The following is a 25,524-nucleotide window of genomic DNA, read 5'->3' on the forward strand; positions in this document are numbered from 1 at the left end:
GAATTCTAATAGCCTTTTGTCATAAAAAAGAAGGCTATTATTCCTATCTTAATTCGGGTAAAGCCCCGAACCGTAAGGAAACCCACTCGCCTCAAAACCCTTAAATGCTGAGTTTGCAAGCACCCACAAAATTATGCAACTTGGCTAATGACACATCACTTTTTATCGTCAATATACAGCCGTCAGCGCTGGCGTTTTCCTGTATTTGAAGAGAACTATTATGAGTGATAAAACAAAAAACAAACCACTACCTTCCTTTATCGAAGAACGCTTGAACTTCTATATTCAAGACCTGATTACCCAGAACCAAAGCCAGAAGCATTTAGTATTGGGTAAACGCCACCAGCGTAATTCCGTTGTGATGCAGAGCAATGATTACTTAGCGCTGTCACACAACAAACAGATCCAACAAGCCCATCAAGCGGCGATCTGTGAGCACGATGACAACGTGGTGATGTCTGCCATTTTCTTACAAGATGATCAGTCTAAACCTGCGTTCGAAACTGAGCTTGCGAACTATGTTGGAATGGAGAGCTGTTTGCTTTCTCAATCGGGCTGGGCGGCCAATATTGGGCTATTGCAAACCATCTGCCCACCGGGCACACCTGTGTATATTGATTTCCTTGCACACATGTCGCTATGGGAAGGGATTCGGGCTGCCGGCGCAGTTGCCCATCCGTTTATGCATAACAATATGAATCACCTACGCAAACAGTTAGAGCGCCACGGCTCAGGTGTCATTGTTGTCGATTCGGTTTACAGCACCATTGGGACGATCGCCCCACTACGCGACATCTACGAAATGGCGCAAGAGTTTGATTGTGCCGTCGTCGTTGATGAATCGCATTCACTGGGTACGCATGGGGAAAATGGAGCTGGCTTAGTTCACGCATTGGATCTCACTAATCAAGTCGACTTCATTACCGTCAGTTTGGCTAAAACCTTTGCTTATCGTGCAGGTGCTATCCTTGGGCCAAAGCAGCTTTCAGAAACCTTACCTTTTGTCGCGTATCCAGCTATTTTCAGCTCGACCGTGTTACCACAAGAGGTGGTTCGTTTAGAGAAAACATTAGAGGTAATAAAAGGCGCAGAAGACAAACGAGAAGCCTTATTCAAAAGCGCTAAATCGCTTACTACTGGTCTCAAACGGATTGGCTTTAACATCCGCAGCGAGTCTCAAATCGTGGCACTAGAGTGTGGTAGTGAAAGAAACACCGAACGTGTTCGTGATTTCCTCGAAGAACGAGATGTATTCGGTGCGGTTTTCTGCCGCCCCGCGACGGGCAAGAACAAAAACATCATCCGCTTTTCGGTCAATGCCGACATGACACCAAGAGATATTGACCATGTGCTCACCGTTTGTCATGAAGCGTACAATCATCCGGAATTAGAGTTCGTGTGATTGTAAGGGCAATTCACACAAAAGGATTCTTTGAAAGATAAGACCCCTTCCGATAATCAATATAAACGGCAGGACTGAATGGACGCTATCATGTCGCGATACAAAAAGAGCCCAGCGAATTGCTGAGCTCTTTCATCTATTCATCTATTCATCTATTCATCTATTCATCTATTCATCTATTCATCTAGTTCAGCTGGATAACCGGACGGTACAACAAATCAAATCCAGTGAGCAATTTTGTCGAACAATCGATTTTTGTCTGCCGGTTTCACGATAAAATCTGACATGCCTGATGATTCCATTTTTTCCAATGTCACAGGAGAACTGTCACCCGTGTGAGCAATAATTGGCACTGAAGAGTATGCTTTGTTAGCGCTTCGAATTCGACGAGAAGCTTCCACTCCATCCATGATGGGCATTTCGATATCCATCAGAATCAAGTCGATCTCGTCGCTATCCAACGCGTCTAAGGCTTGTTGGCCATCTTCTTTCTGCACAACATCAAAGCCCTGCTTTTCCAATAACATCGCGGTAAATCGGCGCAGAGATTCGTTATCATCGACCACCATGATCGTGCGCTTATTGGTAGCTTCTAACGGTTTTACAGAAACTGATGGCATCACATAGTTGGAGTCGAAAAGTAAGCGTTCAATGGTCGCCTTGGTATTCAGTAGCCAAACTTGTGTTTCCACCCAAATAGGTTCAAAAGCAACGTTTCGGACACGTTTAATTGGGTGATGTTCATACAAATAGATGATTCGAGCTTCAGTGAATGAAAGTAAAGATTCAATCCTATCGAGGCAACTTGCTCTTAAATCCAAGCTCTCCATGTCAACGAATATCAAGTCGAATTCGAACTGGTATTCCTTATTTTTAAGCGCTGATGCTACATCCAACACCGTGAGCTCAAAACCCATAAAACGGGCTACCTCAGTCATTTTATTGGTGAGAACTTTCTGATCACTCACCATTAGCACAGTCTTAAGTTTAGTCAGTTCATTCTTGATTTCTTTCACCGAATGGGAAGACAAAGATGGAAAAGTCATCGTGAACTGTGTCCATTGATCCACTTCAGACTGACATTTAATTTCACCGCCAAACGAGCGCATTACCTTCTGACAAAATGGCAAACCTAAGCCGTAATTACCCGATTGGCCAGTAGTATAAAAGTCCTGAAAAATGCGTCGAATCACATCATTTGAGATGCCTGAGCCGTTATCGGTAACCATTATTTGATTAGCCACCTCATCACTATACATGGTGACATGAATATGAAAATCTTCAGGGCTGCGATGGTGGAATGCGTTCTTGAACAAGTTATACATCACGTACTTCAACAAAGTGTCGCTACCCAAGAAATCAAAGTTACTCTGTACGTCTAAAGAGATTGCTGATTTATCGGCTGAACGCTTGTAGTTAAAGCTGTCTATCGCACCCTCAATCACCGCTTGAGCTGAATGCTTCTTGAAGGTAGATCGAGATACTCGGTTTTCATCAATTGAAGTCAGTAACAGGTCAATCGTCTCGTTACCTGAGTGAATGATCTCCATCGCTTCATCGCCCACTTCACGTAACTGTATGACTTCTTCGTTGCTTAAAGCATATTGCCCTTTGTGATCACCACTTTTAGGGTTCGGCAATATGGACTGCATAACATCAATAGAGGTCAACAAACCGCTCAAGGGGTTTCGCATCTCGTGCGCAATACCGGCTCCAAAAGATTTCGCCAACGACACCTTATTCTCGTGTTCCATCTGATTGCGGAAATAGAACAAGTTGCCAAATAAGTAGATAAACAAAAAGATTGGCACATGCGTCCAATCCATTGTGAGTTCTAGGTAGAAGCCTTGTGCAATCCAAGCGCACAAGGTCGCCATCCCAATACCGGCAAAGGTTTGTGCAAACATCACTCTCGTCACGTGCACTAATAAAATATGGAGGAAAATGGCCGACATGAACGACATAACCCAAACGTTGGACCAATTATTCATGAGTAGCATGTAGAAGAAGAAACCTGGCAAACAGATAGTTACAGCAACTTGATAATAAGCCGGAAGGTATTTTCGCCATTCAAATGGGACACGATTGCGATAGATAATGCCGAAAAATAACACTGAGCAAAACAGACGCAGCATTAAGTTTTCATAAGGTTGAGGGAACAAGAACTCCCACACTATGTAGTAAATTGGGAAGCCGACAAAGCCCATCCAACCCACGAGAGTAAGGTTTGGTTCTGCGTACTGATAAACTTTACGAATAGCGTTCATACGAAATTCTTTATTCTCTAAGCCCTAACGTTTACTAATTCTATGGTTTGATTTTTATTCTTATATTTTGGCGTCGATTATATTACACATCACCTCCGAGCAGTGAGGTTTCAATCAAATATGTATCAACGCTTTTGTTTTAATTATTGACTTAGATGAATGAAGTCTCAGTTTTATACTCTAATTCGGACACTAAACATGAGTTCCTAAGATTTGTCCGTTAGCGCTTATACCAATTACCCCTCTTACTTACCATTATGTCACTGTAACGCGATGCATCTTTCTTGGGGTATCGCCGTAATCGATCACAGCATAGTGCTGAGTTACTCGATTATCCCATATCGCTATTGATCCCTTGTCCCATTTGAAACGAACTTGAAACTCAGGGCGTCGTGCAATTGCGAACAGTTGGTTAAGCAAAACATCACTCTCTTGTCGGTCGAGTTCATTGATATAGCGAGTAAACTGCTCATTGATATAGAGCGTTTCTTTACCTGTTTCCGGATGGCTCTGAACAACCGGGTGAATCACTGGTGGATTTTCTTGAGCCGTTTTGATTAACGACTTATGCCAATCAAGCTCAATCTGATCCGACTCTATACCTTCAAAGGCCACCAGCGAGTGAGTCGCCGATAACCCTCTGAGCTTTGTTTTCATCTCTTCATTTAGAGATTCAAAGACCGCCGTCATAGAACACCAAATCGTATCTCCGCCTACGCTTGGAATATGTTGAGCATGCAGCAACGACGCTTTCGATGGCAGTTTTCGCCAGGTTAAGTCGGTATGCCAATAACTTTCCATCGGAGCATTGCCTCGCGTTGTTTCTATCACGCTCACCTGACGCGCGCTTTCCACGCGAGGAAAAAACGGATGTGCTGGCTCAAGTTGTCCAAAACGATCTGCAATCATCAAATGCTGTTCTGGTGAGAGTACTTGTTCACCTAGGAAGATGACTTGATGGGTAATCAGTGCCTGATACACCTTATCGAGTTCATCAGCACTGCATGTAGAGAGCTCTAATTCATGGATGTGAGCTCCGATGTGAGGAGTAATGGGTTCTATTTTCAACATACTTTCGCTTATTGGGGATTTTGAGTTGCAGGACAGATCTGGCTACTAGGCTAATCTGACTACTAACAGTAAACCGGGAAAATGCAGATTTTCTTTCCCACTTGAAATAAAAAATCGCCTCTCCGAAACAAAAAAAGAGCCCCTAAACTGGAGCTCTTTTCGTTTTTTGATACTTCCTGTATCCATAGACAAGTCCAATCTGTAGTACTTTCACTGAAAGCCAGATCATCGATATCTCCAGTTGTGTATCAACTTAAATCTAGCACACAATCTTCAAGCTGTTCTGAGACACAACCGAGATAATGAACTTAGTGCCACTCCATCTCACCACTTAGCACTTTAGCACCCAGTTCTAGGTCGCCTTCCGTTGCCTTAAATTGCGGGTAAGCTGTCTTCATGTAATCACTGATATCAACAGACGTTGGATTGCTTGTGCTTGCTAACGCCTTTTCAATATCAGCCACGTAATCCAATGTAAATTGAACGCCATTAGTACCCGTTGGCATTTCACCTAAGTAGTGACCCGGAATGACAACTTCAGGCTCAAGTGCTTTCATACGCTCTAATGATTGTGCCCACTGGCTACGAATCTCGTTCGATGCAGTATCTGCCATCCATACATGCACGCCGCTATAAACCGACACGCCACCAAACACCGTTTTTTCAGATGGAACCCACAGATAAGCTTGGTGTGTATTGATTTCTCTCACTTCGATAGTTTCACCTTCTATGCTCAGCGTGGTGTCGTTAAGCACGGTTGGAACAATGACTTTAGACGGTGCGTTGTCTTCTAAGATTGGGCCCCAGTATTCGAGCTTTGCATCTTTAGTGCGTTTGATATGTGCAACAACCGCTTCACTGGCAACGATCTCGACGTTTGGAAATGCCTTTACTATAGGTTCTAAGCCAAAATAAAAATCTGGGTCGCCGCTGCTGATGTAAACCATCGACAACTCTTTGCCAGTCGCTTTGATTTGATCCACCAACTTTTGCCCATCTGCGACGCTAAATTGCGCATCAAACAAAATCACTTCCTTCTCACCCGAGACCAATACCGAGCTTGCCGGGAATATCGCGTTCTCGCCGGGGTTATAGTGAGTAATGTTCAGTTCTGTCGCTAGCGCAACACTTGATGCCAGCACGGTTCCTAGGCTTATGGTTCCTAAAAGCATGCTTTTTGATAACAGGGTTTTCGATAACGTATTCATGGCTTTATTCCGATATTTGGAGTTGAACACCTGCCAACTCGCTGAATGTCCAAATATCTTATTTGATTGTTTTTAGATGAAATAGACATCAAATTACTTTAACTGTTGCAGTTTTCGGACATATACTGAGGTCGGTTTAATTCTCTAGGCAATAAAACAATGGATAAACTCGAGGCAATGAATGTCTTTGTCACCATAGTGGAACGTGGCAGTTTAAGCGCTGCGGCAGAGCACCTTGATCTCTCACGAACCAAGGTCACTCGTTATTTGGGTGAGTTAGAAGCATGGATGGACACACGCTTGCTTCACAGAACAACACGAAGCTTGAGTTTAACCAGCGCAGGTAAAGAAACACTTGAGGTCGCCAGAGAACTTTTGGCACTGGAAACATCCCTAGCTGGGATCAGAAACCAAAACCGAGAGCATTTAAAAGGTCAGCTGCGTATTACTGCGAGCTACTCGATTGTCGATAGCTTCTTGATGGAATCAATTAGTCGCTTCATCGCCAAATGGCCAGAGGTTTCTATCGACATTATCTCGACTGATCAGACCGTCAACCTGGTTGAGTCACGCATCGATTTGGCCATTCGCATAACCAACGAACTGACGCCCAATATTGTCGCGAAGCAGATCGGTGAATGCCGCTCCGTGATTTGCGCATCGCCTCAATATCTAAAAGAGAAAGGCACACCCACAGAAGCCCAAGATCTAGCGCACCACAACTGTTTATCGTTCAGTTACTTTGGCAAAACCGCTTGGACGTTCAATGGCCCCAATGGGCTCGAATCGGTTCCGATTAAAGGGAATATCAGTGCAAACACCTCAGAGGTTCTGCTTTCTGCCACACTCAAAGGCAACGGTATCTGTTTACTGCCCTTCCCTTCAGTGGAAACCTTGATGCGTGATGGTCTATTAGTGCCACTGCTTTCTGAATGGCAACCTAAAACGCTCGGTGTTCATGCTATTTATGGAACGCGTAAACAAGTCACACCGCTGTTAAGAGCCTTTATCGACCATTTATCTGACGAGATGGAACAATCGACAAGTTGGTAGAAGTACGATGCCATCACTAAGGAGGAAAACTTGCCATTAGTAAAACTGATGCAGAATTAAAATCATTAATTTTACTTAACTGTCAGTTGCTTCTATCGTGACTGCATACATCATCAATTAGCTTATTAACGCAGGGAAACTGACTATGACTGCCATTACCGACCTAGACCTCCTACTGAAATCCATGTCACCAGAATTAATCGACGGTAACTATGTTTTTTGCACTGTCGACGGAGCGCTAGCAGACTATGTTCAGCTCAATCCAATCTCGACTTTTCGTGAAAAAGAAGGTTTAACGCTGGTTCTGGAAGAAGACGTTGCGACCAAAGCTCAGCTAGACTTCGACGCTGTGTTTAGCCTGATCACTTTATCGGTACATTCGAGCCTTGAAGCGGTTGGATTAACGGCGGCGTTTGCGACGAAGCTTGGCTCTTACGGCATTAGCGCTAACGTTGTTGCGGGCTACTATCACGACCATATCTTCGTTCAAAAAGACAAAGCAGAAGCTGCAATGAGCGCGCTAAAAGAGTTTTCAGAAACTGATTAATTAAGACTTCGATGACTCACAAATACAAAAAAAGCGACGTAATCTACGTCGCTTTGGCTTATTGCTTAACGTGCACTCACTGATCAGGCATCAGTGAGCGAACCAGTTAAGCAAGCTTAAAAGTCGCCACTTTGTCACTTAAGCCAGCGGCTTGGCTCTTAAGTTCGTTCGACTCAGTTAAGCTGTCCTGTGCGCCCACAACTAAGTGGTCGGTAACATCTTTAATGGTCGCCACGTTCTGGGTAATTTCACCCGTCACATGTGTTTGCTCTTCAGCAGCCGTCGCGATTTGAGTCGCCATATCGCTGATCAAAGCAACTGCAGTATTGATCTCTTCAAGCGCATGCGAAGCTCGATCGGCATCTTCTACTGAATGTATTGCCAACTTAGAACTGCTCTCCATCAGCTCAACCGCTTGCGCCGTTGTGCGCTGCAGGATATCAATTGTTGATTTGATCTCTTCTGTTGAAGAGTGAGTGCGCTGCGAAAGCACACGTACTTCATCAGCAACCACAGCAAAGCCACGACCTTGTTCACCAGCACGAGCCGCTTCAATCGCAGCATTCAAAGCAAGTAAGTTGGTTTGCTCTGCAATGCCTTGAATCGTTGCGAGTACAGTCGAGATCTCTTGAGCATGCTTGTTAAGTTCGCTAATCACATTACCTGCTTCGTTCACTTCATTGGCTAGGTTATTGATAGAACCTTTAGTGTCGACGACCAGAGCGTGACCACTGTTAGTGCTTGTCGCTGAGTCTTGTGCCGCTTTTGCTGTTTGCTCGGCATGCGATGCTATCTCTTGCGTGGCGCTCGCCATTTCAGTTACGGCCGTCGCGACCATGGTGATTTCTTGCTGCTGATGATTAAGCTCATCCACCGAACGGTTCGCACGCTGAGCACTTTGCTCTGACTGGCTGTTTAGCTGCTCTGACTGCCCACGGATATGGCCAATCAACTGCTGTAAACTTCCAACGAAGGTATTGAAGTTATGAGCCAACTCGCCCACTTCATCTTGGTTTTCAACATGAATGCGTTGAGTTAAATCACCACTACCATTCGCGATTTGCGCCAGTGCTTGAGATACGTGGTTCAACGGACGGAATAGAATCGTACACAACAGGTTAAACAGTATGGTACATACGATCACCACAAGTAGCGTCACCAACACTTGACCAATCACTGCATCAAATAGTGGCGCAACCAGAGAGTCATGGTTAACAACGCTCACAGTAATCAGGCTCGTTCCATCAATCGCACGTGCGTACAGAACATAGTCGCTGCCATTCAACTCGATAGAAGTGTCTTTACCGCTAGTCAGCGCCTTTTGTACGTCCGCAAAATCTAACCCAAGTGAGCTGATATTTTTGTTCAGTAACTTGGTGTCAGGGTGCGTATAAACCGTGCCTTTATTGGTCGCGATGAACATGTAACCTTCACCCGGAAGAATCACTTGCTCTAGGCTATTAAGAATGTCGGTAATTTCAACATCCGCGCCTAACACAACCTGTTGACCATGTAATTGCATGGCAGTACCCAGCGACACAACATTCGCCCCAGTTGCAGCTGCAACCGTTGGATTATCCATGAACACCTTACTAGGGTTTGCTACCGCGTTGGTGTACCAACCCCATAGACGTGGGTCATCATTGCCCGGCGGCAATACCACTCCGTTTGCGTTCTTTTGCGAACCGTCTGGAAACGCCAAGAAGACATTATCAAAAGAGGCTGAATCACGAACCTGTTTTAGGTGAGTCACCAAGCTTTCTTGTTTGGATTCTTTCGAAAGAGAAGTAAGCGCACGCTCTTTGGATAAGATCCAATCCGATACATATTGATTGTAAGAAGCCGATGCGCCTTCTAAACGCTGTTCAACTTCTGTATCCAACCTTTGCAATGAAGCACGAAAAGACAATGCCTCGACCAAGATCCCCCCCAGGATAATGGCCATACTGGCTGAAATCGCCAGTTTATTTTTAAGCGAGAGTTTCTTGAACATAGGAAACCTATAATGTGGAAGTAAAAAACCGTGGCGAACAAATTGGTTGCCAAAGAGGTTTGCAAGCGGGATATATTTTACGCTTTAAAATAAATTAAGAAACCGATGAGGAACTGAAATATTGATATATGTGAGTAAGTGCACGCATCGTAACCCATTGATTTAGAGAATGGTAAACTCTAAATTTTGAATTAATGTGCTAAACATGGTCAGCTGATGAGTGTCTCTGTTTGAGAATAATAACGGCACAGATCGCGCCATGCCGTTAGCTCATTAGGAAGGTATTTAAATGAGTTGAACGTCTGAATAGAAACAGGTTGCGAACTAAATAGTCAAAAGTTGATCAACCAAAGTCCAACGTTAACAGCAATCGTGTTTCGTCAGATGAAGTGACTGGTGAGCGGTGAACAAGGCCTCTATTCTCATTGCCACTCCAACGCTCCCCTTTTAATAACGCAACATCACCACTGGCCATTTTCTGGATGTCAGATTCGTCGTTGTACAGGCCTGAAACAGAATCAGGCTGTCCGTTAGCCCCTAGCCCTAGCTTAGAACGGTCGACTAAGTCGTTTGGTAACCATTGAGTCGCAACACCATGATAAGTTGTCACCAAGCGGCAAGGCACTTGATCAAAATGGAAACGTGGGCACATCGCTTGATTCAGAACGGCTAAACGCAACCCGACTTCTTCAAGCTCAAACAAACAACAGAACATATCCACCAGCTCTGCCATGTTTTCTAACAGCGCTTTAGAGGCGGTGCCATCGGTGGCAAATTCCAACTTATCGAAAGCATTTTCAGGTGACACGCTAACAGACTTACTAAAGTTTGGATTCAAGGCGATAAATTCACTAATTGCCGTCGTTAAGCCTTCATCAAACTGTCGCTGCCATACCGCTATATTAATATCACTTTGGTAGATATCCGCTAATACCGTTGGCTGCTCAGAAGCACTCAAGCTTGGCTTGTGATTTGCCTTATCCTGAATACTCACAGCTGAACTAATGTTGAGTGGCTGGAAAGGCTTGGTTAACACGGCATTCATTACGTCGTCTCCTTGATACATGCTCATCGCTTCCCTTTTACCAACAGAATAATTATTCTTGGCAAGAGTAATTTTGGTTATGTTATAACATAGCCAAAATTAAACAAGTCACTTCGTCGATCATGATTCCAGTAATACAGCGACGCTCTTCTTTTCCTGCGGTAATTTTTCGAATGCTGAACTAAGCTTCTCTCAATCACTCTTTCCAAAAAGTCATTTTAAAAACGTACGACTCAAGAACGTAAACCTGTGAATTCATCAATCTGGTGACAACTTATGAAAAAACTAATCTCTACATTCGGCCTCCTATGCACCGTTATCTCCGCTCAATCTTTCGCGGAGTCGGGCTACACATTAGATCCGAAGTTATCGAACATCACATTCGCGACCATTAAAAAGCAGTTTGTTGTCGAGCCCGCATCCATCAAACCTATGTCTGGAGGACTTACCGAAGAGGGCCAGTTTTCAATAGTATTGGACTTGAAAAGCGTGAGCACCGGAGTCGCTATTCGTGACCAGAGACTGAATGAACTCTACTTTGAATCGATGACTTTTCCTGAAGTGAAGATCTCTGGGAAGGTTGAACCGTCGATGCTATCTGGTGATCCAAAAAGAACAACAGTAGCAGCGGAAGTTACTTTACACGGCGTAACCAAAACGATCGACTTCCCAGTTGTGGTGGTTCCATCCTCAGGGTTTGTCATGGTTAGCTCAGCTTCAACAATCATCGTCAATGGCGCTGATTTTGGGATATCTACAGAGAATCTAAACAAACTTTCAGCGACCGTGGGTGGATTAGCGATTTCCAACCAAATCCCTTTGAGCTTTAACCTACTTTTCGACGAATAATGGGCTTATAACTCTTCCTTTCTGTTCTGCCTCATTTCACATTCATCAATCGTTTAAGAGCGGTGAATGTGAGTGAGAGTACGCGACAACGCAATAAACTGAATTAGGTTTGAATAAACTAAACCAAAATTTCCACTCGATTTCCCCAAGTCGGCCAGATAAACATCCCTCACAAAGTATTAAATTGAGCGTTATATAGGCTCAGAGATGTCGTTGATGTCACATGTCGTTACACAGCATGACGCCTTAAGGCTTTACATCTTGGGCGAGGTAAACAACAATCCCTGAGAATAAATCCATAACATAATGTATTTAGAAATTATGAGTAACACAGAAAACAAAAAATCGAGTCCTCTTTTCGAAGTCGTGTTTAACGTCTTTCTTCCTTCATTCATTTTAATGAAGTTCAGTGGAGATGAGCATCTCGGAACAGGCTTAGCTTTGCTTGTTGCCCTTGCCTTCCCTATTGCTTATGGTGGCATGGAGTTAATCCGCAATAAGAAGTTCAACTTCATCGCTGCGCTCGGCTTTGTAAGCGTGCTATTGACGGGCGGTATTGGTTTCTTTGAGCTAGACACTCGTTGGTTAGCACTAAAAGAAGCATTAATCCCTGGTCTAATTGGTTTGGCGGTTCTTGGCTCAACCTTCACCCGCTACCCGTTTATCCAGAAAGTTATCTTCACACCGGCCCTGTTAAATATCTCTCTTATTGAAGAGCGCCTAAAGCAGTTCGGTAACCAAGCAAAGTTTGATCGTTGTCTAATGACATCCAACTACCTATTCGCGAGTACTTTCGCATTTTCTTCAGCTATGAACTACTTCCTAGCGACTTGGATTGTGACTAGCCCTGCTGGCACCGCTGCCTTTAATGAAGAACTTGGCAAGCTGACACTTTACAGCTACCCAGCAATCGCCATCCCAAGCATGCTGATGATGTTAGGTATTTTCTACTACATTTGGCGTCAAGTTCGCACGATGACATCACTAGAAACAGAACAAATTTTTATTACTAAATAGTTCTGAATTAACAAATCGCTCTGACAGCACAACATGAAGCCCAGCAATTAAGCTGGGCTTCTTTGTTTTTACTCTTTCGTTATCAACGTGATAGATGACAGCTTCGATTTGGATTATGAATCGAACGGGCAACCCTAATGCTCTTTTCTCAAGTAAATTTGGGCAACATGTCTATAAACCAATAATAATCAATGAATTGCATTGATTGAACCGACAGATGCTTTTATAGTCAATTCTGTTGGTTACTTTACAAAGCTCTACCCGCTCACTGACATTATTTCAATTGCTGTTGATAAGATCGCATAAGCTAGGTGCTAAAGGTAGACGCCAGCCGTACTCAATAAGGAATATAGATTATGAACAAATCTCAATTAGTTGAACACATCGCGACTTCTGCAGACATCTCAAAAGACCAAGCAGGCACAGCACTAAATGCGCTAGTTGAAGGTATCTCTACTTCGCTTGCGAACGGTGATGACGTATCGATCCTTGGATTTGGTAGCTTTAAAGTTAACTCTCGAGCTGCTCGCACTGGTCGTAACCCGCGAACCGGAGAAGAGATTCAGATTGCCGCATCAAAGACGCCAGCATTTAAAGCGGGCAAGGCACTAAAAGAGACGTGCAACCTGTAACACAAAAAACACAAGGAAGATTACGATGACGACTAAGGAAAAAGCGAAAACGAGCCGAAGCAAAAAAGCAGGCAAGTCGACTAAAGCGCAAGCCGAAACGCCTAAGACTCGTCAACGCATTGAAGAGCTTCTCGAAGAGCGTGAACTGGCTAAACTGTTAGAACTTTAGTTTATATAAGAACTAAAGTTTAGGTTTAAGCAAGGTGATAGTTTGTTATCGTTCTAATGCCACTGCAGATTTGTAGTGGCATTTTTGATTTAGGAGCAAGCGCCTCTAATAAATAACATTGATACCCCTCCCCACTAAAGCGACAAACACATCTGTCCAACATCTGAACGCTAAGTAACTGATTGAGTTACATAGCTATACATATCCATACTTACCCAAATCACCTTTTTCACTATCATCATTTTCTTGTTATTGGTGAGATTATTGGTGAGATTATTGGAAGGGTTCATGACACGACTATGTTCGAGCAATCCTTCTTCTTTGAGGTGATTATGAATGTCGTTCGCATGGGGATTGAAGCAAATACCCATAAAAATAAGGGTAAGTACAAAGCGATAGTTAAGTTTACTATTCGAGCCCTGTTTTATTATTCAGCTACTCGAAAAATGAGTAATAATTTCAACTCTGAAGAGAGAAAGTTATTATTTATCAAGCAACCCAACTTCCTTTCTAAATTTGTGACTCCCTACTTATGTACTGGCTTTAGCAATAAAGAAAAGATCGATATCTTATCCAAACACTACGACTGGTTTGAAAACACCTTCGCAACAGAAGCTAGACACCAAATCTATAACGAAAGGCTCAATCTTTTAAAACTTGAGATAGATGACAACGTTTATCTGGTTAATCTCAGCTTCGAAAGAAACGCGAGAAAAGAAGGTGAACTGACAATTTCATTGACCAACTCTCAACTCGAAAAAATGTATACCATTTCGTTTACTGTTTTCGACAACAACATCTACATCGGCGGTATACAGGGTGGCGCCAATGACAATGGATTTAGCCGCACATTCACCAAAGCTTTTTACGGTTTAAGACCTAAATCCTTCATGGTAGAAACACTACGACTGCTCGCTATTAACTTGGGTATCGACAATATCTATGCGGTAAAAGAGTCTGGTCATGTCTCGAACTCATTACGCTACGGTAAGAAAAACAAAGACATCAGCCTTAAATACGACAGTCTGTGGGAAGAGCACGATGGACAGGTGCATGATAACTATTTCTATCGTCTCCCGACAAACCCGAACAGGAAAGATCTTGAAGCTCTAAAACGTCAAAAGCGTAAGTTGTATCGCGAGCGTTATGCCTGGCTAGATCTGTATGAACAAGATCTGAAGAACGTAATCAGTCAGCACATCCGTGATCCTGTTCATTATGCTCATGACAGTTAATTTGGCTAACCTGTACTCGACTCGCTAACGCGTATTACCTTTACTAGCGTGCTTTAGTCTAATCACAGCCCTTGGACCAAACGCTCAATCCCGAGGTGATAGCTTCAAAATAAATATTAGACAATGCTAATTTACATCTTTATAGTATCTAGGTATTTCGAAAACTACTCAATCGCCGGCGACCAGCCAGTACTGATCATTAAGAAGATACAAGCTCTATGCTCGGCAATTTGTATAGTTAAACTTAGAGACAGTAATAGGTAAACGTATGACTAAAATTGTAATCATCGGTGGCGTAGCTGGAGGTGCTTCAGCTGCTGCACGCGCTCGTCGTCTTAGTGAAGAAGCCGAAATAATAATGTTTGAACGAGGACCATTCGTCTCTTTTGCCAACTGTGGATTGCCATACCACATAGGTGGCGATATCGAGGATAGAAGCAAGCTTCTGTTACAAACACCTGAAAGCTTCTTAGCTCGCTTCAACGTTGACGCACGAGTGATGAACGAAGTTACCTCTATTGATCGCACCAATAAAACCGTTACAGTCAAAAATCTTGTTGATGGTAATCACTACAGCGAGAGTTACGACTTCTTATTACTCAGCCCTGGAGCCGGTGCCGTCGTTCCTCCCATCTCAGGAATCGATAACCCCCTCACCCATTCACTACGCAATATTCCAGATATGGATCGCATCATCGAAACAATCCAAATGAATAAACCTGAGCACGCGACAGTTGTTGGCGGTGGCTTTATCGGCTTGGAAATGATGGAAGCGTTTCATCAGCTTGGGATCAAGACTTCGTTGATTGAGATGGCTGACCAAGTAATGACGCCAGTAGACCGGGAAATGGCCGGCTTTGCCCATGCGGAGATTCGTGACAAAGGCATCGACCTAAAACTCGGCGTCGCGCTTGAGTCTGTGAAATATATACCTAACGAACACATCGCAAGTTTTGATTCAGGCGAGAGCGAGAAGCACCAACACATAGAGGGTGAATTAGAATTAACACTTAATAATGGCGAGTCATTAACTACTGATATCTTAATCATGGCTATCGGTGTGCGTCCTGAGACTAAGTTAGCAAAAGAAGCAGGACTTCAAATTGGCGAACTAGGTGGTATCTACACCAATGAAATGATGCAGACTAGCGATCCTAGCATCTACGCTGTGGGTGATGTGGTCGAAGAAAAAGACTTTGTCACAGGTGCACAAACTCTAGTTCCGCTTGCTGGCCCTGCTAACCGTCAAGGTCGTATGGCTGCCGACAACATGCTCGGACGCAATGAAATCTATCAAGGTACACAGGGCACAGCTATCTGTAAGATTTTTGACCTAGCCGTTGCCTCAACAGGGAAAAACGAAAAACAGTTGAAGCGTGAAGGCGTCGACTATGAAAAAGTCTATGTGCATACCGCAAGCCACGCTAGCTACTATCCTGGCGCTGAGATTGTCTCGTTCAAGATGCTATTCGCCCCTAAGACAGGGAAAATACTAGGTGCGCAAGCCGTCGGTAAAGATGGCGTTGATAAACGCATTGATGTTATGGCAGTAGCTCAACGTGCAGGTATGACCGTTGATCAGCTTCAACACCTTGAATTAACCTATGCACCACCTTACGGGAGTGCCAAAGACGTGATTAACCAAGCCGCATTTGTTGCCAACAATATTATTAAAGGTGACGCGACACCTATTCATTTCGATGAGATTGCAACATTAAGCGACAACCAACTCCTACTCGATGTTCGTAACCCTAGCGAACTAGAAAATGGTGGCTTTATTGAAGGCGCAATCAACATTCCTGTCGACCAACTGCGTGATCGAATGAGTGAGCTCCAAGCAGACAAAGAGATTGTAATCTACTGCCAAGTCGGGTTACGTGGTAACGTGGCTTATCGCCAACTCGTCAACAACGGCTTTAAAGCACGCAACTTAATCGGTGGTTATAGAACACTCATGTATGCAAAAGCTTAAGGATTAATACTTAGTCGCCGGTAATGGTGCGCGGACACTTACGGGCTAGTTGCTAGTTGCTGAGAGAAAGTCGCTCATAAATAGATGCGAGTAGTTAATAGTAAACATTGAAAAACCGAGCTTGGCATTTAAGTAAGTGCCAAGCTCTTTTATTATTCGTAGGAGTCAATAAAAGCTTGCAGTGCTCGCTGATCGACAATTTCTAACCCTTGATCTCCTTTTCTGATGAAACCCTTGTCTAATAGGTCTTTAACCGCTCTTCGATACACTCTGCTCGATGTACCAAATCGTTCTGCTTCTTGATTCACTTTATCGAAACCGCCTAACACAGTGTTAGTCTCGCTTTGAACCAATAAATCATACGCAATATTGTAGGTAATTGAGTGTAAAAGACGGTTAGTGTAAATACCCATAGAGTCTTGATAATCTTCCGCCAATGCAGAGGCAAAGAAGAACATCATCCCCGGATTTTCAAGTAGTGCTTCTGATAGTTTCTGGATACAAATAACATCAACTTGCATGTGTTCATCAGCCACTACGTTCCACTGACAAGGGGTCTGCGTGAAAAACTCCATCTCACCGAAGATATGATAATCACAATTCACTTCGCCCAATTGAAAGCGTCGCCCATTAGCCGCCGAAATACTCATAGAGACTCTTCCAGCGGGCACTACATAAAGATACTGAAGCTGCTCACCTTGACGTAGGATTTCATCATTTTGATTGAAGTAACGAGAGTTAACTTGGTGTTGGTAGATGAGATCTCTAAATTCAGAGCTTTTTTGTTCTAAGTAGTTTTTAAAGCGTCCGCTTGAGTATGGTGCAATCTTCATACTTACTCTCTCATTGCATTACTGCTGTTTATATTCAAACGATTGTAACCACTTAAACCACAGGAGAGAACCCAATAAAAAAGCGACGGTCTCCCATCGCTTTCGTCTTGCATTTATTCAGGCTCTTATTGAGTAATTAATGCTTCCAGTGCCGCTAATGACGCTAGCCGCTCTCCTTGCATCATTACCTCTGCCTCATCGACATATTGCCCAACGCCCTCCTTTACATCTTGTTCGTACAAGACAACATTGTTCAAGATAGAAGCGACATTAAGCCCTCTCAAGCGTCCCACGGTAAACAGCGCGGATGTTTCCATGTCTGCACCTAAAATGCCTTTGCCATTCCAGTACTGACAAAGCGCCTTCTCGTCATCGGTATAAAAACTGTCGTGTGAGCGTACCGTGCCCAAATAGTAAGGTGTTGACTGCTGCTGCAAGAACCCATCTAGCTCTTTGAGCAGGGAGAAGCTTGCATAAGCGGGATACGACGGTTTAACGTAAGCCGCAGATCCCCCCTCATCACGAACCGCGCCCTCTGCAATAATTAGCTCACCAAGCCCGATATGTGACTGCATTGCGCCTGCAGACCCTACTCGGACAATATGAGTCACACCACAAAACTTAAGCTCTTCTACCGCAATGATCATTGAAGGTGCACCAATGCCCGTGCTGCAAACCGATATCGCTTTACCTTGATATTGACCAGTGAAGATTCGATATTCACGGTTTTCAGAGACCAGTTCAGCATGTTCAAGCAAGTTAGCGATTCGATTCGCTCTATCTGGCTCCCCACAAACAATAACTAACGGAGCAATTTGCGTTTCATCAACGCAGATATGAGGTTGCTTTGCCATCTTCACTCCTAAGAAGCCGTTGCTTGAGTTAACGATTTATCACTGTTTCGTTTAGCTGTGCGTGCCCACTCACGAGTACCGTTTGCCGCAATAAACATTAAGATTGCGTATTGAACAGACATTGCGTACACACCCTGCGTCGCATAAATACCAACGCTGATAATGTTAATCACAATCCACAGTATCCAGTTTTCAACATACTTACGTGTCATAAGAACTTGAGCAACAATAGATAGAATGGTCATCGTGGCATCCCAGAATGGGAACGCATCCGGTTCAAGCACTGGCTCCGCTAAATCCGCACCAAATAGATTCAAGCTATCTACCGCGATGTTTGCTAGCGCAAAAAAGAATGGGTCGATGTACATAGTTAACAAAGCAATAGAAATCACACACGCTACGGCCGTTGCTACTAGTTTATTTTGGCTCAACCAACGAACTTCTAGCGTTTCACCTTGCTCATTAGGACGTGTCCATGCGTACCAACCGTAAATGTTGGCACAGAAGAAGAACAATTGAAGAAGTAGCAGTCCGTATAACTGAATTTGGAAAAAGATAACCGCAAATAAGGTGACATTCAGCAATCCGAACAGGTAGTTAATGGTTTTTTCTTGGCTTGCAAACCAAATACACAACAGACCAAACACGGTGCCGAATGCTTCAATCCAGCTCATCGCGTAGCCACCCCCTATTGGGATATTGACTAAGGTATTATTGATATCAAGTAGGGCGAATAGGTCCATAGGGGTGTCCTTTATTATTTGATTTTTGTAGCGCCGATAGAAACAAAGAGGAGGACATTTGTCCCCCCTAGATTGCATGCGATCATAAATCAGAATATTAAATCCGGAAAATCAATTTCACGGGAAGATGTCATAGCCCTTCCACAGTCTCGAACTCGAAACTCCAGCACCAGAACAGCCCCCTTCCAAAAACGAAATTTTAGCTTACTGGCTTAACGCCGATATCGCATTGACGGTTACGTTTGAGAAGCGCATGATTTTATCTCGAGCAGAATCGTTGTCTGGCGTGTTAACCGTGTAATCGCCCCAAAACTCGTTCTGTGCAACGTACTCAATTGAATGGCAGGTCACATGAATAAAGTAATTATGTTAGTAATGGGGCTGCTTTTTACCAGTCGATTGTTTGCCAGTATTGTTCCTCATGTTGGTCAACTTGAGCATGATGCGCCTATTCTCCTTCGCTCGGCATTGATTGTAGGGGTTGCGGCTTACGCGGTTTGGAGTGCATTTAAATACTTCAAAAAGATCAAGGCCTCAGATTCAGATCAACTGTAACGGCGAAAGTCCAAAAGCTTTTGAATAAGCCTCTAATTTCGATTACTGATCTGCGAAATAATCGACCAAGATTTTACGCCACTTTCGTGACTCACGAATCTTCAACAGGGCGCGGTTAATCTCTTCTTCGTACACGTTATTTTCAGTGATTATGAAACCGTAGTTGGACTTTTATAACTGATAAAACAACACCGCTATACCAAGCTTAAGTTTGATAGCTAGAAACTGACATAAACTGACTTTGTGCCGACGAACATAACTTTCCGCACTGAGTAATTTGGCTTTCTAGGAAGTAGATATTACGTCTACTTTTCACCCATTGGGCACGAACTTCCAGTTCTTGACCAATCAAAATCGGATGATGAAAACGAGAGGTTAAACTCACCGTCATCGCCTTGATATCATTCTGAAATAGACAATGCAACATCGCGCTGTCATGCAGTGTAGTGACAATGCCACCTTGCATGATGCCATCGTAGCCCTCAGTTTTATCTGTTGGTACAATCTTGGCTCTGGTTTTATATTTAGCTACTGCCTCATGCTTAGTTAAAGTGTCATGCTCGCCAATAGCTTCAAAACAAATGGCGCTGTCGTTGAAAAAACCTTGGCTGCACACTTGGCAACGCCGATGATTGTGTGGAATGAAAACCTTCATACTTACCTTTACCCATAGATTGCTAGAGATTGATATGGCTCGACCAAAAAAACATCGCCAGTTGTGTACCCGTACGGCTTACTCTTGTTTTAAGCCCAATGGTGTTCCTATGGACGAGCTTCATAAAGAAGAATTGCTATTGGAAGAGCTCGAAGCCTTGCGCTTGGCTGATCAAGAAGGCCTGAGCCAGCTTGAAGCCGCTGAACAAATGCAGGTGTCTCGCCAAACGTTCGGCAACATTATCAAGCGTGCACGAGCTAAAGTCGCCAAGTGCATCGTCAATGGTCACGCGTTGGTGATTCAAAGTAGTTAATTAACGTGTTAGCCAGAAGTTATTTAACTCAGTGAGCGAGAACTCTGATGCTTACTTCGATACTTAGCTTGATGGCTCAGTAATCTGATACAGCTTTTTGCTTTGCCCTTCACACACATCCTTGCAATTGCATTCACGCTCAATATCTAACTGCGCCAATCCTCCACAGCTGCCTTTGATTGGCTTGCGCGAAAAAATCACGCCTATCGCCATCAATGTAACGACTCCGACAAACCCCAATAGCGTCAACAAAAAGGTCATTGTCGGAACCCTCGAATAGCACCTAGCTGATTAGGCTGTACCATTAGAATCGAAGCTTGTTTTTTGTGCCCGTTTTCGCCGCACGTTTTATTGCCACACCCACTATTTCTCGGCTCGCGACCATAATCGAGATCGGTCACTTCCCGTAGATTGTCGAAATCCAAAGCCCCGATTTCTGCCTTACCTGTCGATGCCAAGACTCGAATATCGTTATTGAACAAGTGCGCCAGCATCTTCTTACCAATATAACGAACCACCACAGATTTCACATCGTAAGAACGGAGAACCGAAATCCATTGCTTCTTTTTATTGCAAGAGGTGTCGGAGTCAATCAAAGGAACAATCTGTTTTATCTGTCGTTGTTCATCGACAATCGCGATCTGTGGGGAACGAGCAAAGTGGTTGCCAACATGAAGGTCGCGACAAGGTACTGCGTATAACATAGTAACTTCCTGTTATTGATGATCAGGAGTTCAGCATACGCCCCATTATTGGCATATGCCAATAACTATCATGTGAAAAATAAGATTTACTGGATCGATAACTAAGATCACAAGCACCCAAACTTACCGTCATCTTCAGCCTATCTCAGTTACCTTTCAAATAACCATATATACTAGGGGGTAGTATTTTTACTGGGGGTATTTTTTGCGTTGTTAATGCCTGTTATCAAGAGCCAAGCTCAAACCCATTACAAAAAGGCCTCGCACAACCGAGAGCTTAATCGACTATTCAACGTCACACACTAGTCTGAATAATGTCGAATTAGGGACCAATCAAAGATGTTTATAGGAAAAATAGGTTGGATTGAAAATCAAGAATTGCAGTCGGCTTCAATGTAAACAAGCTTATAATTTGAAGTGAACAACGCATCGGGTTGTTATAATATAACATCACACTAAATTACCATCATTTCTCATGAAACAGCCATTTATTCTAATCGATGTCATCAATCGCCTCTCCACACGCTATGTAAGCCGTTTCTCGACATGCTTTCGCTCTCTCAAGGGCTTGACTGTTGGCCTAGCATTATTGTGTTTTGCGCCAAATCTATATGCCCACCCTCACTCTTGGATAGAGATGAAAACTCATATTGAGGGAGAGAATGGCATGATCACCGGTCTCTCTATGGAGTGGTCTTTTGATGCAATGACCTCGATGTACATGTTGGATGGAGAAGACGTCTCTGCCGATACAGAAACTGAAACATTCAAAAAGCTCGCTGCGTCTGTAATCGAAAACATGATGTACGAGCACTACTTCACGTACTTTTATGATGGTGAAGAGCCCATCAAATATCAGGTGGTTGAGAACGCAAAGTTTGAGCGTGATAAAGCCAAGATGGTTCTAACATTTGACCTACCACTTTCTAAACCTAAGCCTGTGACACGAAACTCGCTTCGCGTATTGATTTTTGACCCTAGTTACTTTGTCGACATGTCGTGGCTATCCAACAGAGACGTGACATTGTCACCTGAACTAGCAAGACAATGCCATTTAGAATTAATCGAGCCTAACCCGACGCCAGAGCAAATGAGTTATGCAATGTCTTTACCTGTCGATGCAGATCCAGATAACACGCTAGGCCAACTGTTTACACAATCGGTTGAGCTTCATTGTGCGGCAGTTCCCGCTTCTTAGTCGCAGTGATTCGTTTCAGCCTTTAAGTCAGCGTCTAGCTGATTAAGCATGGCAACTAATTAACAGAAAGATTTCAGATATAGGTTCTTGTTAAATGAAGAAAAATCAATCCAAAATCAATCACTACCTCATTGGTGCTGGCGCGTTCGTGCTTATTGCTATTGGTGCGTATCAACTGTGGTCCATGTGGCCATCGTTAGTTATCTCTAGCATTCAATGGCAAAGAGAAGTCAATTCAGAACTTGCAGACCTGCTCTATGAAGCTAAATCCAACCCTTGGGGCGCAGGCAGTTACCTTATCGGGTTCAGCTTTATCTATGGCATGCTTCATTCTTTGGGGCCTGGGCACGGCAAAGTTATCGTGTCGACTTACTTAGCGACTCACCCAACCAAAGCCAAGGCGAGTTTAGTGCTTACGGTCGTCTCCGCTTTTTTACAAGCATTGGTCGCAATCTTACTAGTAAGCGTGTTGCTGTGGGGCTTTAGTGCTTCCATGCGAGTAGTGAATGACAAAGCGAATATGTTTGTTTCATTAAGCTTTGCCTTAGTCGCGGTCGTCGGCGCGCTTATATGTTGGAAGGCTTTGAAAAACATCTACACCGCTATGCGTAAGCCTAAGCTGAAAGTGAAAGCCATCACTACACTCGCAACAGACACAGCTGCGACAATTTCAGCGCGTTCGCCAATGGCACTTCGTTCATCAATATCAGCCCCTTCTCCGATAATCGACGCTACTAGCACAATGCAAGCCGCAGCTAACACTCATGCAGATCATTCTCATGCCGACTGTGGGTGCGGCCACCAGCATGTTGCCGATGCAGACGCAATTAACAAAGCCTCAACGCTCCGAGAATATGCGGGAATCATCGTGACGATTGGCGTGAGACCATGTACTGGCGCGATTATGGTTCTGCTTTTCGCAAACATGGTTGGCTTATATTGGATGGGGGTTGTCAGTGCCTTTGCAATGGCGATTGGTACTGCTTTCACAACCTCGACGATTGCTATAATGACACTAACAGGCAAGAACTTGGTAAAACGCTATTTGGCTGCAGGTAGCAAGAGTAACAGTGCGACACTGAAAGCCGCAGGTCATTATTTACAACTCTTTGGTGGGGTTTTGCTTGTCTTAATTGGCTTGTTGCTAATGAGTGGACAAGACAGCGGTATGTCGCCTGTTTTCACTATGTAGCGAACGATGTAATAACAAACCTCAGTTTATTGCGACCTTTACCATTTTTACTAAAAAACACTAGCCCTTATCTCTCAAATCTGAATTAACAGCCACATAATTTCTACTAACCTAACTTTGCACAGCCAGTTAGGTTAGTAGTCAGCCATTCAGAACAGCGCGCTCTATGTAGTTCTGTAACAAACCTACATCCAACTTTGATTTTCCTATTCTTAGCTACTCTTTCATAAACTAACTTAGATTGTTCTAACAATATTAGAGCACTATCCCCCTCCTTTTGAAAATAAGGACATAACTTCCGCAATCCAGAAACTACGATCGCACTCTTCCTATTTTGAAAAAAAATAGAGCAGCAGTTTTATCAATTGAGTAACAAGCCGAAATTATACCCAATAAATTTCACATCAAACTCCAAGCCTTTACCTTACAACTACAGATAGAGCTTTCTTCAACCAAATTCTTGGATAACCTATACTCAAAGGTAAACAAATGAAACTATACATTCCGAGCGCCACGCTCAGTGTTTTGTTACTTTCTCCGAGTTTCGCGAGTGCCGAAGATATACCTGATTCACACGAATTGCGTAATTTCTCGATGCGTTCACAAAGCTCTGGGATAGCCCCACCGCAAGAAGTACTCGGCGTTTATGTTGTCAATTCTGGTCCTGGTCTGGATACCGGTTGTACCTATGCTTCTGGCGGACCTCTACTTATCTCTTTACCTGTTCCTATGGTTGTCAGCCCCAACGTTTTACAAAGTGACGGGAGAATTGCCCCAAGTAAACTGGGCGATATGCAGCAAAAAGGCGTTCTCGGTTCTAACGCAAGGATTAGCATGCCGGTCTTCGACATAGACTCCAATGCCAACGTCAGTAATATTGCTCCAGAAATAGATGTCGTATCTTTTAACGGAAAATCTTTAGGTACGCTGCAAGGCTCTGATAACCGCTGGACGGATACTAACCTTCAAGTCGATATCAGTGATATCAAGTTCGGCCAAAACAATGAGATTCGCGTCGATATTGATACTGGCAATACGGGAGACAACTGGTGTATGTCTGTCGATTGGGTCTCAATCGAGTTTGATGTTGCCATTCCTGTGATTCTTGCTCATGGCATTGCTGCACAATCAGACACTTGGGATGATGATACGGCTCCAGGCGTGCTTTCTACACTTGATGACTATGGCATTCGTTATACTCGTTTCTCTGCTGACAAAAATGGAACCACAGCGACTAACGCTAATATCTTGAACAACAAAATTCAGGGTTTTCTCGATGAGTTGAAATCCGACAAAGTTCACGTCATTGCACACAGTAAAGGCGGGCTAGATACCCAAAACCTCAAAGCACTTAGCCCTTCCTTTGAGATAACCTCCCTTTCTACTTTCTCCACACCTCACCTTGGTAGCGTCGCAGCAGATTTGTCGGTGATAAAAATGGACCACTACGCCGATATCTACAGTAACGTCAGTACCGATCCAAATAATTACGCCGGCAAGTACATGCAACTCCCAAATATTCCGTTTGCGGGTCCTAAAATGCCTGGTATCCGTGATCTAACAACGGATACAGCATCAAACGCGATCCAAATGCGTACTCGCGGCAATATTGCAAATACATTTTCTATTGGGGCAAATGCCGATCTCAACCAAGACGGTGTTATTGAGAAAGATCCTGATATCGTTGGCCTATTCCCGTGGGGATCGCGTTGGGCAGGCGTTACCGCTTGGCAGGCGCTAAGAAGCTTTAGTTCTGCGGCCTACCTCGATACTCAAACTCAATCGGTCACAATGCCAAGTGTGCATGGACCACAAGCTCATCCAATCACCATAGTCAGTTACCAAGCCATTCAAACAGTACCGCAAGAAAATGATGTTGTTGTGACCTTGGCAAGCGCTAACCCAAGTTATACCAATGCATTGGGTAACGTATTGGCTAACCACTCAACAATGAAAACGGGACAAAACGTTGAACGTTTTCTACAACAAATTATTTCAATGCGCTAAGGAGTGGCCA

General features: G+C 43.8%; 25 protein-coding genes and 1 pseudogene. 14 read left to right on the forward strand and 12 right to left on the reverse strand.

What is annotated here, in order from left to right:
- Positions 1-220 precede the first annotated feature (220 nt).
- Positions 221-1,402 (forward strand): alpha-hydroxyketone-type quorum-sensing autoinducer synthase, encoded by a 1,182-nt coding sequence (gene cqsA / locus AB6D06_RS13890; RefSeq protein WP_372110566.1) that lies wholly within the window; start codon positions 221-223, stop codon positions 1,400-1,402.
- A 218-nt stretch (positions 1,403-1,620) separates the two neighbouring features.
- On the opposite strand, the gene AB6D06_RS13895 is transcribed toward cqsA, so the two are convergent.
- The 3 genes from AB6D06_RS13895 to AB6D06_RS13905 form a co-directional block, all read right to left on the reverse strand.
- Positions 1,621-3,669: a response regulator gene (locus AB6D06_RS13895; protein ID WP_372110568.1), complete on the reverse strand. Its 2,049-nt coding sequence runs from the start codon at positions 3,667-3,669 to the stop codon at positions 1,621-1,623.
- 255 nt (positions 3,670-3,924) lie between these two features.
- Positions 3,925-4,740: a TauD/TfdA family dioxygenase gene (locus AB6D06_RS13900; RefSeq protein ID WP_108166661.1), complete on the reverse strand. Its 816-nt coding sequence runs from the start codon at positions 4,738-4,740 to the stop codon at positions 3,925-3,927.
- 308 nt (positions 4,741-5,048) lie between these two features.
- The gene (locus tag AB6D06_RS13905) at positions 5,049-5,948 is read right to left on the reverse strand and encodes a Vmh family MBL fold metallo-hydrolase (protein ID WP_371705651.1); all 900 of its coding nucleotides are present in this window, start codon (positions 5,946-5,948) and stop codon (positions 5,049-5,051) included.
- 159 nt (positions 5,949-6,107) lie between these two features.
- Between AB6D06_RS13905 and AB6D06_RS13910 the strand changes: the two genes are divergently transcribed.
- Together AB6D06_RS13910 and AB6D06_RS13915 are read left to right on the forward strand one after the other, a co-directional pair.
- A complete protein-coding gene (locus AB6D06_RS13910; protein ID WP_017069834.1) occupies positions 6,108-7,001 on the forward strand; it encodes a LysR family transcriptional regulator in 894 nt (297 codons plus the stop codon).
- Between the two features lie 145 nt (positions 7,002-7,146).
- Positions 7,147-7,548, forward strand: a complete 402-nt coding sequence (locus tag AB6D06_RS13915; RefSeq protein WP_017070811.1) for an ACT domain-containing protein — start codon at positions 7,147-7,149, stop codon at positions 7,546-7,548.
- 106 nt (positions 7,549-7,654) lie between these two features.
- Here the strand turns inward: AB6D06_RS13915 and AB6D06_RS13920 are convergent, their stop codons facing one another.
- The gene (locus tag AB6D06_RS13920) at positions 7,655-9,541 is read right to left on the reverse strand and encodes a methyl-accepting chemotaxis protein (protein WP_372110573.1); all 1,887 of its coding nucleotides are present in this window, start codon (positions 9,539-9,541) and stop codon (positions 7,655-7,657) included.
- Positions 9,542-9,884: 343 nt separating this feature from the next.
- The gene (locus tag AB6D06_RS13925) at positions 9,885-10,586 is read right to left on the reverse strand and encodes a DUF1826 domain-containing protein (protein WP_372110623.1); all 702 of its coding nucleotides are present in this window, start codon (positions 10,584-10,586) and stop codon (positions 9,885-9,887) included.
- Between the two features lie 276 nt (positions 10,587-10,862).
- Here AB6D06_RS13925 and AB6D06_RS13930 point away from each other — a divergent pair, with 276 nt between their 5' ends.
- The 6 genes from AB6D06_RS13930 to AB6D06_RS13955 all read left to right on the forward strand — a co-directional run bounded on the left by AB6D06_RS13930 (position 10,863) and on the right by AB6D06_RS13955 (position 16,460).
- Entirely contained in the window at positions 10,863-11,435 is a 573-nt protein-coding gene (locus AB6D06_RS13930; RefSeq protein WP_372101274.1) for a YceI family protein, read from the forward strand.
- A gap of 321 nt (positions 11,436-11,756) precedes the next feature.
- Positions 11,757-12,452 (forward strand): VC0807 family protein, encoded by a 696-nt coding sequence (locus AB6D06_RS13935; protein WP_017059114.1) that lies wholly within the window; start codon positions 11,757-11,759, stop codon positions 12,450-12,452.
- A 356-nt stretch (positions 12,453-12,808) separates the two neighbouring features.
- The gene (locus AB6D06_RS13940) at positions 12,809-13,084 is read left to right on the forward strand and encodes an HU family DNA-binding protein (RefSeq protein WP_017059113.1); all 276 of its coding nucleotides are present in this window, start codon (positions 12,809-12,811) and stop codon (positions 13,082-13,084) included.
- A gap of 25 nt (positions 13,085-13,109) precedes the next feature.
- Complete coding sequence (locus AB6D06_RS13945; RefSeq protein WP_017059112.1) at positions 13,110-13,253, forward strand: hypothetical protein; 144 nt, start codon at positions 13,110-13,112, stop codon at positions 13,251-13,253.
- 332 nt (positions 13,254-13,585) lie between these two features.
- Positions 13,586-14,488 carry a VirK/YbjX family protein gene (locus AB6D06_RS13950; protein WP_133153774.1) on the forward strand — a complete coding sequence of 301 codons (903 nt, stop codon included), beginning with the start codon at positions 13,586-13,588 and terminating at the stop codon, positions 14,486-14,488.
- A 268-nt stretch (positions 14,489-14,756) separates the two neighbouring features.
- A complete protein-coding gene (locus AB6D06_RS13955) occupies positions 14,757-16,460 on the forward strand; it encodes an FAD-dependent oxidoreductase (protein WP_372101455.1) in 1,704 nt (567 codons plus the stop codon).
- Positions 16,461-16,612: 152 nt separating this feature from the next.
- Here the strand turns inward: AB6D06_RS13955 and AB6D06_RS13960 are convergent, their stop codons facing one another.
- From AB6D06_RS13960 to pnuC, 3 genes are all read right to left on the reverse strand, one after another.
- Complete coding sequence (locus AB6D06_RS13960) at positions 16,613-17,293, reverse strand: Crp/Fnr family transcriptional regulator (RefSeq protein WP_372101453.1); 681 nt, start codon at positions 17,291-17,293, stop codon at positions 16,613-16,615.
- A gap of 125 nt (positions 17,294-17,418) precedes the next feature.
- Positions 17,419-18,147 (reverse strand): nucleoside phosphorylase, encoded by a 729-nt coding sequence (locus AB6D06_RS13965; protein ID WP_372101451.1) that lies wholly within the window; start codon positions 18,145-18,147, stop codon positions 17,419-17,421.
- 8 nt (positions 18,148-18,155) lie between these two features.
- Positions 18,156-18,890: a nicotinamide riboside transporter PnuC gene (gene pnuC / locus AB6D06_RS13970; RefSeq protein WP_102320059.1), complete on the reverse strand. Its 735-nt coding sequence runs from the start codon at positions 18,888-18,890 to the stop codon at positions 18,156-18,158.
- A gap of 351 nt (positions 18,891-19,241) precedes the next feature.
- Here pnuC and AB6D06_RS13975 point away from each other — a divergent pair, with 351 nt between their 5' ends.
- The gene (locus AB6D06_RS13975) at positions 19,242-19,445 is read left to right on the forward strand and encodes a hypothetical protein (RefSeq protein ID WP_017059106.1); all 204 of its coding nucleotides are present in this window, start codon (positions 19,242-19,244) and stop codon (positions 19,443-19,445) included.
- A 42-nt stretch (positions 19,446-19,487) separates the two neighbouring features.
- Here AB6D06_RS13975 and AB6D06_RS13980 read toward each other — a convergent pair.
- Positions 19,488-19,616, reverse strand: a pseudogene (locus AB6D06_RS13980) (ABC transporter substrate-binding protein); the annotation flags it as partial.
- 34 nt (positions 19,617-19,650) lie between these two features.
- Entirely contained in the window at positions 19,651-20,100 is a 450-nt protein-coding gene (locus AB6D06_RS13985) for a PaaI family thioesterase (RefSeq protein WP_372101449.1), read from the reverse strand.
- 34 nt (positions 20,101-20,134) lie between these two features.
- Here AB6D06_RS13985 and AB6D06_RS13990 point away from each other — a divergent pair, with 34 nt between their 5' ends.
- The gene (locus AB6D06_RS13990) at positions 20,135-20,413 is read left to right on the forward strand and encodes a DUF134 domain-containing protein (protein WP_029235478.1); all 279 of its coding nucleotides are present in this window, start codon (positions 20,135-20,137) and stop codon (positions 20,411-20,413) included.
- Positions 20,414-20,476: 63 nt separating this feature from the next.
- Here the strand turns inward: AB6D06_RS13990 and nqrM are convergent, their stop codons facing one another.
- Together nqrM and AB6D06_RS14000 are read right to left on the reverse strand one after the other, a co-directional pair.
- Complete coding sequence (nqrM, locus tag AB6D06_RS13995) at positions 20,477-20,674, reverse strand: (Na+)-NQR maturation NqrM (protein WP_017059103.1); 198 nt, start codon at positions 20,672-20,674, stop codon at positions 20,477-20,479.
- Positions 20,671-21,117, reverse strand: a complete 447-nt coding sequence (locus tag AB6D06_RS14000; RefSeq protein WP_017059102.1) for a NifB/NifX family molybdenum-iron cluster-binding protein — start codon at positions 21,115-21,117, stop codon at positions 20,671-20,673. Before AB6D06_RS14000 ends, nqrM begins: the two co-directional genes overlap by 4 nt.
- Before the next feature lie 475 nt (positions 21,118-21,592).
- On the opposite strand from AB6D06_RS14000, the gene AB6D06_RS14005 reads away from it, so the two are divergent.
- From AB6D06_RS14005 to AB6D06_RS14015, 3 genes are all read left to right on the forward strand, one after another.
- Entirely contained in the window at positions 21,593-22,315 is a 723-nt protein-coding gene (locus AB6D06_RS14005) for a DUF1007 family protein (RefSeq protein WP_029235479.1), read from the forward strand.
- Positions 22,316-22,409: 94 nt separating this feature from the next.
- On the forward strand, positions 22,410-23,507 hold the full coding sequence (locus AB6D06_RS14010) for a nickel/cobalt transporter (protein ID WP_372101446.1): 1,098 nt from the start codon (positions 22,410-22,412) through the stop codon (positions 23,505-23,507).
- A gap of 489 nt (positions 23,508-23,996) precedes the next feature.
- Positions 23,997-25,514 carry an esterase/lipase family protein gene (locus AB6D06_RS14015; protein WP_372110580.1) on the forward strand — a complete coding sequence of 506 codons (1,518 nt, stop codon included), beginning with the start codon at positions 23,997-23,999 and terminating at the stop codon, positions 25,512-25,514.
- The last annotated feature ends 10 nt before the right edge of the window (positions 25,515-25,524 follow it).

This window comes from Vibrio sp. 10N.239.311.G01, from assembly GCF_041465805.1.
GTDB classification, from domain to species: domain Bacteria; phylum Pseudomonadota; class Gammaproteobacteria; order Enterobacterales; family Vibrionaceae; genus Vibrio; species Vibrio crassostreae_C.